Source organism: Paenibacillus dauci (assembly GCF_000971985.1).
Lineage (GTDB): Bacteria > Bacillota > Bacilli > Paenibacillales > Paenibacillaceae > Saccharibacillus > Saccharibacillus dauci.
Genome location: NZ_LAQQ01000002.1, coordinates 208,183 through 221,677 on the forward strand (window position 1 = coordinate 208,183; position 13,495 = coordinate 221,677).

Below are 13,495 nucleotides of genomic sequence, written 5' to 3' on the forward strand. Positions count from 1 at the left end.
AGACTGTATAATCGGCCTGCTTCAGCCCGGCATAACTTGTCTTCAACTTGTCGACGGTAAGGGCATAACTATCCTCAGCGCTTCAGCAGCGGGCCAAAGCGGTTCTCTGTTTTGCGTGCTACAAGCGGCTGCGCACTGAACGTATAGTAGTTAATATGGTTCAGCACATATACAATCCGTGCAAGTGCAGCGATCAGCGTCACAAAGGAAGCGGCGAAGAACGAGAAGCCCTGATCATTCGCCCAGAGGGAGATCACCGTAAAGAGTGTATTCATAGCCAGAAAAGCAATCGCCAGCCACAATACCCCTTTGCGATCATCAAAATAAAGCAGTACCAGTGCCAGCACATTATAGATAATGTAGGCAAAATATCCGATCACGAGAATATTGAACAGATCCACCTGGGTCGAAGTAAAGCCGATCAGTGGCAGGAAGCGGATACCGATCGCAATCGAGATAATCGAGAAGATCATCTGAATGCCCATAATCAATGTGAACTGCTGCCCCAGTACCTGATACATCTCATTGCGGGCACGGTTAATGTCCAGAATCGAACCTTTGGACAGGATAAAGTCATAATAATTGCGGAACTTCGGATAAAAGCTCGTCTCCAGCGAGACGACAAATACGATCAGCGTCGGTACCGCCGACAGAAACGCACAGAATACGGCGACATCATACTGCGGTGCCATCAGGAAAGCTCCGCTGACCTGCACACCGGCCGGTCCTGCCCACTGTACAAACTGATGGGCGAACAGTCCGACCGAATTCAGCAGCCCGATCGCGATCAGCGATGGATAACGGCGCAGGAACGCGAGAAAGGAAAAGTTCGATACCGTCTTGCCGGGCTTGAAATAGCGCTCGATCTGGATCATCAGCATTGCACAAGTGACCAGAAAACCTCCATCAAAAGCGAATAATGCCGATGAAGCGGTCCGCAGCGGTGTCAGATACAGGATCACAGCGAGTATGATAATCGATACTGCCGCCCCACTGGAAAAGGCCAGTACGATACGCTTGTAATTCTTCATCGCGGATACATAAACGACCTGATTCCAGATCATCACCAGCAGCATATACAGCAGGAACAGTCCTACTTTGATCGATAGCGGCAGATCCGCAAATACCAGAAACACGAGAGCCGGAATGCCTCCGAATACCAGACTGATCTGGATACTGCCGTACAGTGACGGTAGGAGGGCATTATGATAGCCCTCATTCAGAAAGTCCGAACTGACCCGTGTGAGATACATCGTCATCAGACTGCTGATAATATAGGAGAAAATAAATGCGTAAATGACGCAGCTCTGAAACAGCTCGACATTCAGATAATCCGTGCCTGCTCCGCGCAGCATCCGGTTGAAGACACCAACCATCACAATACAGAGCAGCATCGGACCGATCGTGATCAGGGATGAATACGTATAGGCTTTGGCCTTGTTGACCAGTCCGCTCTTATCAAATAATTTTTTTAGTTCGAAACCGATACCGGCCATCCGTTAAGCCCTCCACATGTTTGATACAAATTCTGATAGCCGGTAATAAAGTTGTGATTGGTGTACAGCGAACGTACACGATTCCGGCCATTCTCGCCCATCCGCTGACGCAGTTCTTCGCTACGGCACAGCTGAATGACTTCTTCGCCAATCCGTTCATAACTCATAACCGGCACGACGCTGCCGGCAGGACCGAACTCATCGTTATTGCCGTAGATTAATTCTTTGCAGCTGCCGACATCGGTAGTGACCATCGGCTTGCCGGCGGCCAGACCTTCCAGCACAGCCAGCGGCTGGCCTTCACTGATACTGGTCAGCAGCAGGATATCCATCTGTCCGATATATTCCTTGACGTTGATACTGCCGGTGAAGATGACATCCTCCACCTGTAGCAGTTCGACCATCAAGCGGCATTCTTCGTAGTATTCCGGGTCCTCTTCATAAGGGCCCATAATGAAGAACTTGGCTTCCGGCACCTGCCGCTTGATCACATTGAAGCTCTGGATCATCGTCTTGATATCCTTGATCGGCACGACACGTACGACACCGCCGATATAGATCGGCTCACCCGGAGCTTTGACCTGCAGATTCTCATAATCAGCTGCAGTCACTCCATTCGGGATAATACGGATTTTGTCTGCTTCACAGCCCAGTTCGATCTGGATTTCCCGGTTGCGGTTGAACAGGGTAATGACTTCATCCGCATATTGGTACGCACAGGTGGAGAGTGTATAGAAGTAACGAATCCAGATATCCTTGAAATATCCGTCTACCCAGTCTGCTTTGATAATCTCTTCTTCCCGTTCACGCGAATAGATACCGTGTTCGGTCAGCATCACCGGTTTGCCATACAGATACTTGGCGAGGCTGGCGAGTACGCCGGCATAACCAGTGGATACGGCATGATACAGATCCGCCTGGGGCAGCGGCTTTTGCACAGTCAGCAGCAGCGGCAGTACCATCGAGCGAACCGTCCAGAACATCTCGGTAAAAGGAAGCTGTTCGTATTTCTCCTCGCACAGCTGGCTCATAATATCGAAGAAATCACGACTCATGAGGAAATTGGCGGCATTGCTCAGCTTGGGATCACAGAGCACGCTGAAAATGCGGCTCCAGTCCAGATCCCCTTCACCGGAAATCAGTGCTTTGATCGATTGGCGCTGATCCGGCGTGAGGCGTAAGTGATGTCCCCATTCGCCTTCCAGCTGCATATATTCATCCAGGAAAATCTCCTGTACTTCGACAATATTGTCGGGCAGTGTGTATTTGAACTGCCCTTTTTGCTTGCGTTCAGCGGCGATCGCATAGATCACAAATTCATGTTCCGGCATATTGCGGGCCAGGGAATGAATCCAGCTGGACACCCCGCCGGTCACATAAGGGTACGACCCTTCCGCTACAATACAGATTCTCATTGTTTCTTGTCCCCCAAACCGATCGTAAATTGATCCCGGGTTACTTCCACCAGATACGAACCGCTGTCAATCCGGGTCACTTTGCAGTTCTCCTGGGTCGTAATCGGCCGGTCGGTACGCAGTACATAGAAGAGGGAACCTTCCGGGAAATGATTGATATAACCGTCAATCTCGTTATCTTTGTGTACAAAGTGCGGTTCGCTGATCTGGTACTTTTGCAGCTCAACAGCTGCCTGGGAAGCAGTCATCGGACGCAGCCAGCTATATTGCTGCACCGATTTGCTGATGTATTTCTCGAACATGTCGCGCATCTGTTCCCAATTGTAGGAGTGGCTGCGATCCGGATCGAGAATATCATCCGGATGGACAAAGTGGGAGAACACACCAAGCGAAGTTACGGCATTGGCCGTTGCCCAGTCATTGAATTCATCTTTCATAAAACCGGATGAAATACGCGGTAGCTCGGCAATACCATCATCGGCAATCTCGAATTCCTGTACATAGGAACGATTCTCCGGATCTTCACTGTAGACGGAAGAGATGCTTTTCAGATCCGGCCAGCTGCTCTTCAGCGCTGCCCGCCCATCGGAGTCGAGTGCATTGGATGGGGGCACATAGGTCATCACTTTATAATTCATAAAAGACTGATGGATAAAGTTCAGCACACTGGTGATTGATTCGGACATGCTCTTGCGGTCCGGCCAGGCATTATAGCCAAAGCTGCCTGCAATCCGTTCATTCATGGTCAGCGACTGGTGATTATATCCGTGTACACCGATCTCGCCGCCCTGCTTAATCAGCTCACGTCCGAACAGTGTCAGGTTAAGACCGTCTGCATCGGTAGGTGCACCGAATGGGGGTTTGACCTGGTTGTTGTATGTCTGAATAACGACGCCGGTATATTTCAGATTATGCTCGGCAGCGATCTTCAGCATATCCGGCCACCAGATATCCTTGTAGAAACGGGCAGTGTTGCGATGATATTCCTGATACACTTTGTCATTGGTGCCTGCCGGAATCGGCGCCGGGAAGTCGTCAATATACATCAATTCCACATTGAGCACCGGATAGATGGTATCCGGCAGCATCAGACTGATCGCGCCGGACAATACGCCGCGGCTGGTCTTTTCCTGGAACATGGATCCGTTGAATACGACGAATTTGCCTTTGCCATAAGGCGTCTCCCATAGCAGTGGAACGTTCTCGTCACTGGTAGCATGAACGGTACTGTCACTGCCCAGGCGTACACGGATCGATCCGTTCTGGATCAGTTCGGGCGAATAGCTGGCATTCTTGTCATTCAGCAGCACATTGCTCTTCATTTCCAGACCGGTAGAGGTCAGATAACCGCCCAGCTCGATAATGCCCATTTTGCGGTAATTCTGATACAGGGCCTGATCGATCTGGGGCATGGAAGTGAACAGCAGGCTGCCGCCGTTTTGTACATAATTGTCGATCCAGCCGGTACTTGGCAGCTGGGACAGACTGGACAGTGTCAGGATGACTCCGTCGTAGGCTGTCATATCAGTCGGCATTGCGCTAACATCGATCGCATCAAAGCGGATTTTCATATATTTCAGCATATGCTCGGCATTGTTTTTAATTTTGACACTGGCACTGTCTTTGGGATTGAACAAGAGCAGCAGCTGTCGTTCTCCCTGCAGCGCCGTCGTCTGCTCCGGTGTGAGTGCATTGGTCTGCTTGATCCCGGAAATGTCCTGGATATGGTTCTGATTGCCTTTCATATGGAGAATGGCATCGGAACGCGAAGCCTGAATGATCAGCGCCATAACCAGCATAAAAGCCAGCATGGCGTAGACCTGCGTGGTTAATTTAAATGAGAATTTCATGGGTTACGCACCTTTTTCCGACCAGTACCGAATAACATTCAGGCCCGTATTGGATACTTTGATATTGGATTGCTTGAGTGCCTGCAGGGTCTGGAAAAAGGCTTCCTTCATCTGCAAATCGTAATACAGCTGCAGCGCGGTCAGATAGGGCTGTTCGCTGTCGGCATGTGTTTCGCGGAATTTCTGTTCATACTGAAGAGCGATATCGGGACGCTCCAGTTCCATCTCGCTGTGAATTTTGGCGTTGAATACCTGCTCATCCCCGCCGCCTGCCTCGATCAGCTCACCGAGCAGACGGGAGTAGGTGGACAGATAGGTGCGGCGGGTCGGGCGGTCCATAAATCCGCTGTGCATATACTGGTGGATCGCTTCCGCATATTCGCCCAGCATGCCGATCGAGCGGTCGCCCTGTTCATAACGAACCGAATAATGCTGGATCGACAGGGTCAGCTTGCGCTTGATCTCCACGACAGCAGTCACGGCATAGTGGGAAGTCTCGGTATCTTCGTTGCTGACTGCCTGTTCGAGCAGCGGCATCATCGCACCAGGATCGTCTTTGAGAAAGTCCAGCATCAGCCGGCGGCGGCTGGTATGGTCATTGACGAGCAGTGCTTCTTCCAGAGGAACCAGATTGCTCTCCTTGCGCACATCGAGAGTACGGAATACGCGCACCGGCTGATCGTCTGCCACTTCATCGGTCAGATGTCCGGTAGAGCGGGACAGACGCAGATAGCCGGAGCGTAGCCCATCCCGCAGAAGCGAGATAAACAGACCGAATAATGGCAGCAGGACAACCAGCGTAATCGCTCCGGCTGTATCTTCACCGCAGCGGTCACGGTATTTCCAGCGCAGGACGCTGTATACCGCTGCCAGCACGTAATACAGCAGCAGGAGACTAAGCATAAGCGATCTCCTCTTGCACGACATTAGCACTGATGCTGTGATGATGCAGACGGTTAATGACGAGCAGTGCTTCTTCATGATTGGCATTGGACAGCAGCAGTACAGGCTGCCCGTTGATCATGCCGAGATAATCGGAATCACGTTTGACGCTATCAACGAGGTGAGCGAGATCGGACAGATTGCGTCCTTCTTCCACCAGATTCAGGAGCGTATAGTCACTGCCATGCATCCGGTATGCTTCTTCACGTGCGCGCAGAATCTGACGGAACGCGGATTCATTCAGTACAGGCAGATCATCAATATACCGGTGCTGACGAGTGGCTCCTTCGTACTGGAAGGCACGGGCCAGGGAGGAGGAGATCATATCCACGCTGACTTTGAGCATATTCTCGTAATTCATATTCAGACTCTCAAATGAAGGTTCATGCAGAGAGACGAGTGCGATAACCTGCTGATTGTGGATTACGGGGGTAATATACATAGGCACTTCCGGAGTCATCGTTTTGTTCACGAACATGGTCTTGCTCTCGATCGCATCACGGAAATAAGGATGTTCGTCCAGACGGATCGTTTTGGGCAGGGTAAAGCCGTTATTTTTGGATTGAACCAGCAGACGCATATGGTTGGTTTCATTCACAGAGTAGATCGAGATATGGCGGGTATCCAGGAGGTTCTCCAGCACATCAATCGAGGCAGTGATGACTTCTTCGGATTCGAAGCTTTCCAGCTTGCGGGTAATGGTATAGATGCGGCCGATGCTGTCTTTGCTGCCGATCAGCTGCCGCTGCAGTTCTTCCTTTATTTTGCGTGTATCTTTGTAAATGTGACTGAGGAATAGATAACGTTCTTTCTCGGCGGCGAGTTCGTTGTGGATCGAGACCGATTCGCGCTTATGCTTGTCGGAGACAAAGCCGACGACCATACCGAAGAACAGATAGATTGCGAATATAAACAATGCTTCCGGATCGTACAGCAGTGTCTGCCAGTCCCGTCCATTGGAGAGTGCTTCATAGAAGAACAGTCCCGATGCGAGTACAGAAGACAGAATTGACTGACGGGCACCATATACGATACCGAGCAGGATAATATATACCAGTTTGAAATCAATATCGGCAGAGATCGACCATTTGCTGCCGTACTGCGAGATCATGAACAGGACTGCAAAAGCCAGCAGATTCTCGGCATATGGACGGATCACCGGGAACCAGCCGGTATAGCCGGATTTGTCAGCAGTAGCTGCAATGCTTGCAGGCTTGCTGCTATGGTTTTCCCGGAACCAGGCAAAGGTTTTCTCCATGCCTTCCTGTACGGAATACAGGGGTAGCCAGTCGAGGTCCTTTTTGACTAACGTGTTATCGAGCGAGGAGCGGTAGATATCACCTGCACGTTCTTCCTTGTAATTGACGTCCTGTATCGGTTCCAGTTGTTCCAGAATGCCGATCAGCTCATTCAGGCTTGTCTCCGTATTGGTCGACAGATTGTAGACGCCTGTCGCATCACTGATCGCACCGCGGTAGATCCCGTCGACAATGTCTTCCACATAAATGAAGTCCCGTGTCTGCTCGCCATCACCGAAAATATCCAGTCCGCGCCCTTCCATCATGCGCTGCATATAGATAGAGACAACGCCGCCTTCACCGATTGTACCTTGACGCGGGCCATACACATTAGCAAAGCGGAATGCGAGAGTAGGCAGTTTGTAGATGTCGTTCCATTTGCCGCAGTATACTTCACCAAGCAGCTTGTTAATTCCATAGGGAGATACCGGTTCTGTTTTCATCCGTTCATTGAGGGGGACCTGTTCATTGGGGCCGTACACTGCTGCAGAAGAAGCAAACAGGAATTTGGATACGCCGTACTTGTGGGCACATTCCAGCATGTTGACGAGACCGAGGATGTTCGTCTGCGCATCTTGACGCGGCTCACGCATGGATACCGATACATCGACCTGGGCGGCCAGATGAATGACGATATCCGGCTTGATACTTTGAAAAATCTCTTCGCACCGTTCATCTTCTACACTTAATTCATAAAACTTGTGGGGGACGTTCACGTTCTTCTTACGTCCTGAGGTCAAATTGTCGATAATGTAGACTTGGTGACCTTCTTTGTGAAACCGTTCGGCTACGAATGAACCTATAAAACCGTAGCCTCCTGTGACCAGCACATTCACGTATGTTCCTCCTAAAATAATTTGTCCAATCCGTCCATCTAACGTATAACTGGATGTAACTATTTTAATAGTAACTAAGTAAATTTGACAACTATTTTCTTACATTTCAGTAATATTACTCACGATTTTATTTAATGAATATTTAATTGGGTAAATTAGTGGTATAATTCACTATATTATTGATGGTAATTGCTTGTTTAATGATCCTGCCCAAATGTAGGAAAATGAAAGAAACCCGTTTACTTTTGCAAAAAGTATGTTATTTTTTAAACTAATCTTTGGTATGGTGGCAGATAACCAACCCATAGATACACAACACAGATGCAGGTAGAAGCAGGCAGCAGATACCGGTACGATAAAAGAGGAGACAAAAGCGATGAAAAGGTATGGCCGAATTGCGCTGTGTCTGTTCGCTCTGGTGGCGATGATGTCTATCACGAATAGTGCTTCAGCGCTGGCAAATAGCAAACCGGGCAACAAATTATTAATTTATTATGGCATTCCGGAGTCGGTGAACAACGTATCGAACAATGAGGAAGCAGCTCAGATTTTTGCAAAATACGACTATCTTGTGCTGGGAGACAAACTGGAACTACCGGAGCATACGCAGCATGAGAGTACGCTGCAGATTATTGCCCGGATCAAGGAAATCAATCCCAAAATCCAGATTTTCGGCTATGTGGATCTCGGTATAACGAATTCGACGGATAACCTCAGTATGGATACAATCAAGCAGCGCATCAATCTATGGAAAGCTGCTGGGGTATACGGCATTTTCCTGGATGATGCCGGTTATGATTACGGTGTATCCCGTGTGCGGCTGAATGAAGCGCTGACGATAGTACATGATCAGAGCATGGCTGCCTTTGTTAATGCATGGCATCCCGAAGATGTAATGAGCAGTGCCAAGCAGGAGGAATTTAACCCGGATGGTCTGAAGACCAAAATGAACGCGAACGACTTGTATCTAATGGAAAGCTTCCTGCTGCCTGCCAATCTGAACGGCAGCGGCATCTCCAGCGCCTACCGCGATTATTTTGAAGATAAGATGGAGAAAAGCATGATGTACCGCAGAGTGCTGGGAGTACACATGCTCAGTGTGAGTACGATCGATTATCAGGCGAGCACTGATGGCGTGCTGAACCAATTCTTCAAAATGAACGAAGCGGCAGCCGGCGTATTCTCGCTCGATGGATACGGGGTATCTCCGGTACATTACAGTTCGTCCGAACCGAATTCGGATGTGGTACGCACATTCCCGTATATGAGCAATTATATGGACTTCTACACATTGAAGCCGGAATATGAGAGTTCCCGCGGCGGACAGGATTTCACCCGTGACGGATTCCGTCTGCTGTCAGTCAAAGGCATGAACAAATACGCATTCCCGAATAATGCATTGTATCAATAAGAATAAATAGAAAAAGCATTCTTCCCGTGCAAGGTTGCAGAGGAAGAATGCTTTTTGTTATGCGATCGACAATTTTGGAACAGGGATCGCTCTAATCACAGATTATTGCTGAACGATTATTCCAAATTCAGAATCAGCTGTACTGCTCGATATACCAGTCAATCATCTTGCGGGCGATACTGATACGCGGCGGAATAGTGGGCAGGTTGTCCACTCCGAACCAGTCTGCATGCACGATCTCTTCACCATCCACCTGAATCTCGCCGCTCTCATAGTCCGCGATAAATCCGACCATCAGCGAATGGGGAAACGGCCATGGCTGGCTGTCAAAATAGCGAATATTACCAATCTTGATACCGATCTCTTCCATGGTCTCCCGCTGTACACAATCTTCCAGCGTCTCACCCGGCTCGACAAAGCCGGCAATCAGCCCATACATATTGTTCTTGAAATGTCCTGCTCTCGCCAGCAACAGCTGGTTATCCTTGAGAATCAATGTGATCACCGCCGGAGCCAGACGCGGATAATGGGACAGTCCGCAGTTCGGACATACTTTGCTGCGTTCATGACCGGCATGATCCAATGCCGTGCCACAGCGTCCGCAGAACTGGTGGGTGGCATCCCAGGCGAGCATCTGCAGGCCGCGTCCAGCGAGATGGAACAGATCTTCATCGATTCGGTCATACAGCGCGAATAGCGGCAGGAAGTTCATGCCTGACGGAGCTTCTGCATCCTTATCCAGCTCGGCGGTATAACAGGAAGCCTGCTCGATGCTGCCCAGGTAGAGGGAGCGCGCAGGCTGCAATCCATATGGCTCCGGTCCACTGGTTACAGGCAATGCTGGCTGCTTCTCGTGCTCATGAACAAGCAGCTCACTGCCCCGGAAAATAAACCAGTAACCGGTGCCTTCTTCCTGCTCGGCAGGTACCATGGCAGGTTGATATCGTTTATAGATACTTTCTTTGGGCTTTCTCATCATCTCAGAACCTTTCATGAAGTTAATCTTGATCGACGTTGTCTATTATTTATACCCATAAAAGGAATCCAGATGAAAGTGTGGAGGTGATAGGCTGTAGGGATTACAGTGTCAGCCTATCATGCCTCGTGTCTGGCCATTCTGGCGTTGTGTTCATCCATCGGCAAATCAAAATGGTCACGGTTGCCAATCTGGGCCGTCATGCCGCCGCCATGCCGTGCATACAGTACGAACCAGTAAAAGATCGGATACTGGCGCATCCGGGTCTGCTTTGGACCGACACGTACATCGGCAAGCTGGTCATACTGCGGCCAGTAGTCCACGATATTGGGCGTGACTTTGCGGTGCGCACGGCTGCTGGGGATATGCTCGCATACTTTCTCCGGCAGCAGTCGTTCCCGCCATGATCCGTAAAAGGTATGCGAGCTGCCATGTGTGCGGCAGATGAACGGTCGCAGCGGATAGACGCGGCAGATCCCACGCTCCGGGTCCAGCAGTGGACAGGCAAAGCTGTTGCGTCCGGCATAACGGCGGATCTGCTCCAGTTCTTGCTCCTGACTCGTACGGCTCGTCAGCGATGCATACATCTGCGGATTCTCCTGCTGGAAAATCTCCACGTTAACTAGGGACTGCTCAAATACAGCCTGAATCTCGGCTTTGCTCCAGTGACGTTCCATATAAGTGAGCAGCAATTCAAACTCCACCTGGGAGACCGGGAAATAATCCGAACAGCAGCTACTGCATCCGGCAGCGCAGGGAGGATGCGCCTGATGGTGCGCCCTGTAATCTTCGATCGCTTCGTCTACTTCCTGATACAGCTGATGCACATGGGCAGCCCGGCTGTCGGGTGCAGCCGTCTTGTGACAGTGCTGAAGCTTGCGACCGCTGCCACAAAAGCAGGGGCTGCTGCCCGATAATGGACGGGTAGGTTCATCCGGCATATACTCACGTCCTCTGTGTTGGAATACATTATTTTGAATAAGGATAAGACCTGAACCCACAGGTACAGATCGGATTAAGTTGGCCATAATCAAAGAAACAAAACGTCTAAGGTCTCATAACAATCAATGATACTGACAGTAGCGTATTTACTGATCGGTTGCTCGTGGTATCATACATCCGTCTGAGTCTAACTTTACCCTAACCCGATAAAGCTTGCAAAGCAGAAGCATCCTCCGGCGAATGACCGTTCTATCGCATTCATGAATCAGTGTTGTCCGGTAGAAAAACAGGTAATCTACAATACCTGTCCGAAATCTGTCTCTTTCCCGGAAGTTGATGGTAGAATAGAAAGATCAATTTTGATGAATACGGCGTGTAATCACGCATGGAGGCACAATCATGCAATCTTCAGAACAAAACAAAAATGCCTGGAACAGCGGCGCTTACCAATCCTGGCTGAACCGGTTCGGTACACCGGTGGAAGCTGCCGAGAAAATAAAACCCGACCCCCGCAAACGCCTGGGAACTGCTCTGGATCATATGGGCGATATACAGGGACGCAAAATCATTAATCTGATGGGCTCCAACGGCAACAAGGCGGTCGCTCTGTCGCTGCTTGGCGCCTCGCTTACGGTTGCCGACTTTTCCGAAGAGAACCGGCAGTATGCGATGGAGCTGGCGCAGGCTGCCGGCGTCGAGCTGCGCTATATCGTGTCGGATGTACTGCAGATGCCGGAGAACGAGCTGGATGGGTCTTATGATATCGTATTTATGGAATTCGGGATTTTGCACTATTTTACCGATCTGCTACCGCTGTTTGAAGTAGTGCGCAGGCTGCTACAGCCGGGTGGAAGATTGATTCTGCAGGATTTCCATCCGATCTCCACCAAGCTGATCTCTTCACGCGGCACTACTGCCAAGATCCGCAAGCACAAGGTCGATGGGGATTATTTTGATACTTCACTGGTCGAGAAAGAGGTATCCTATTCCAAATTCTCCGAGTCTGCGCCTGCCGATGAGCAGCAGCAAAAAGTATACCTGCGCAACTGGACACTCGGGGAGATTGTGACCTCTGTCGCTGCCACAGGCCTGGTAATCAAAGTACTGGAAGAACTGCCAAATTTGTCATCCGACGTATTTGATAAAGGCATTCCCAAGACATTTACCATTGTGGCCGAGAGATAAATCGATCCAACTCAAAAACGCTGTTGACCCTATAACGTCAGCAGCGTTTTTGCTATATTAACAAGCTTTAGCTATCTTTACCTTGTTCTTTGTCGTTCCCTTCAGCAGCTTCATGACTACGGCGTCTCCAGGATTCTGCATACGCGCTGCGACGGAAGTTCAGGATCGGATCATCGGACAGTTCCATTCCCTGTGGAGGAAGGACAGTAGGATCCATCACCAGACCTTCCGGTTCCTGGACAGGAGCGGTTAGCACGAGTCGTCCGGCATCGATACGCTGGCGATTTTCAGGCCAGGCAGTTGTTGGGTCATCGGTCGGATCGCCTTGTTCGCCGATGATGATATTCAACCGGAAAGCAGCAGGCTGCTGCTGCAAACGCTCGTCGAGCTCACGCTCCAGGTAATCCGGCGGCTGGGAGGTCGTATCCTTGATGGACAGCATATGTACACCCGCCTCCGGCAGCCATTCAAATTTGACGGGCTGTCGCTGTCCTGCTTCGTTAACGAGCAGATAGGCATGGATACAATAATACAGGTTGGTTACATAGCTGGCGGGTGGACGCAGCCGCTGAACAGACAGCAGGCTTTCTTTGGCTTCACCAAAATGTCCGGTGATCTGGTGGATAATCTCCTTGATTCCCAGATTGCCGGCGCGGGCTTTGTTCACCGCTTTGAGCATATCCATAAAGGATTCTGGGGTACGGGCAAAAAATACAGGTACGGTTACAGCAACCAGATTGCTGACCTGACCTTCCGGCAGGCGGAATTGCACGGCCATGCCTTTGGCAGGAGACAGCAGATCGGCGAGTGCAGGATCGGTAGAGCTTTCGGAAAAGCGAACCAGTGCTTCTACCGGCTGTCCCTGCAGATGTGGCGCTATGGTCCAGGCAGCGGCTTCACCGCTGGGCTGAAAAGTGGCCTGATAACAGGCTCCCTTGGCATGGGCACGCCGATAACCAGGATGCCGGCCGGTTAATTTCTCGATTTCATCAACAGCCTGTACGTCCAGATCCCTCGCTTCCAGCCTGTCGGAGCGGGATAATTCAGAAGCGGAGTCGGAGGAAGAATGGGAATGATGCATCAGGATCACCTCATCTATTCAGAGATTGGGATTCTATACCATTTACCCTTTGGGACGATGACC

10 protein-coding genes are annotated in these 13,495 nt (G+C 50.3%); 2 read left to right on the forward strand and 8 right to left on the reverse strand.

Going from position 1 to position 13,495, the window contains the following annotated elements; all coding sequences use genetic code 11:
* Positions 1-74 precede the first annotated feature (74 nt).
* From pelG to WH46_RS15275, 5 genes are read right to left on the reverse strand one after another with little or no spacing between them, the layout of a single operon-like run.
* Complete coding sequence (gene pelG / locus WH46_RS15255) at positions 75-1,496, reverse strand: exopolysaccharide Pel transporter PelG (protein WP_046227397.1); 1,422 nt, start codon at positions 1,494-1,496, stop codon at positions 75-77.
* The gene (gene pelF, locus WH46_RS15260; protein WP_046227398.1) at positions 1,472-2,911 is read right to left on the reverse strand and encodes a GT4 family glycosyltransferase PelF; all 1,440 of its coding nucleotides are present in this window, start codon (positions 2,909-2,911) and stop codon (positions 1,472-1,474) included. The genes pelG and pelF overlap by 25 nt, the downstream gene beginning before the upstream one ends.
* The gene (locus WH46_RS15265) at positions 2,908-4,761 is read right to left on the reverse strand and encodes a DUF2194 domain-containing protein (protein WP_046227399.1); all 1,854 of its coding nucleotides are present in this window, start codon (positions 4,759-4,761) and stop codon (positions 2,908-2,910) included. The genes pelF and WH46_RS15265 overlap by 4 nt, the downstream gene beginning before the upstream one ends.
* 3 nt (positions 4,762-4,764) lie before the next feature.
* Complete coding sequence (locus WH46_RS15270; RefSeq protein WP_046227400.1) at positions 4,765-5,664, reverse strand: hypothetical protein; 900 nt, start codon at positions 5,662-5,664, stop codon at positions 4,765-4,767.
* Positions 5,657-7,837: an NAD-dependent epimerase/dehydratase family protein gene (locus WH46_RS15275; RefSeq protein ID WP_046227401.1), complete on the reverse strand. Its 2,181-nt coding sequence runs from the start codon at positions 7,835-7,837 to the stop codon at positions 5,657-5,659. The genes WH46_RS15270 and WH46_RS15275 overlap by 8 nt, the downstream gene beginning before the upstream one ends.
* A gap of 376 nt (positions 7,838-8,213) precedes the next feature.
* On the opposite strand from WH46_RS15275, the gene WH46_RS15280 reads away from it, so the two are divergent.
* Entirely contained in the window at positions 8,214-9,248 is a 1,035-nt protein-coding gene (locus WH46_RS15280; protein WP_046227402.1) for a hypothetical protein, read from the forward strand.
* A gap of 133 nt (positions 9,249-9,381) precedes the next feature.
* Here the strand turns inward: WH46_RS15280 and nudC are convergent, their stop codons facing one another.
* Together nudC and WH46_RS15290 are read right to left on the reverse strand one after the other, a co-directional pair.
* Positions 9,382-10,227 (reverse strand): NAD(+) diphosphatase, encoded by an 846-nt coding sequence (nudC, locus tag WH46_RS15285; protein WP_231584366.1) that lies wholly within the window; start codon positions 10,225-10,227, stop codon positions 9,382-9,384.
* 116 nt (positions 10,228-10,343) lie between these two features.
* Entirely contained in the window at positions 10,344-11,165 is an 822-nt protein-coding gene (locus WH46_RS15290) for a YkgJ family cysteine cluster protein (protein ID WP_046227403.1), read from the reverse strand.
* Between the two features lie 400 nt (positions 11,166-11,565).
* On the opposite strand from WH46_RS15290, the gene WH46_RS15295 reads away from it, so the two are divergent.
* Positions 11,566-12,351, forward strand: a complete 786-nt coding sequence (locus WH46_RS15295) for a class I SAM-dependent methyltransferase (RefSeq protein WP_046227404.1) — start codon at positions 11,566-11,568, stop codon at positions 12,349-12,351.
* 67 nt (positions 12,352-12,418) lie between these two features.
* On the opposite strand, the gene WH46_RS15300 is transcribed toward WH46_RS15295, so the two are convergent.
* Positions 12,419-13,432, reverse strand: a complete 1,014-nt coding sequence (locus WH46_RS15300; protein ID WP_046227405.1) for a catalase family peroxidase — start codon at positions 13,430-13,432, stop codon at positions 12,419-12,421.
* Positions 13,433-13,495: the final 63 nt, after the last annotated feature.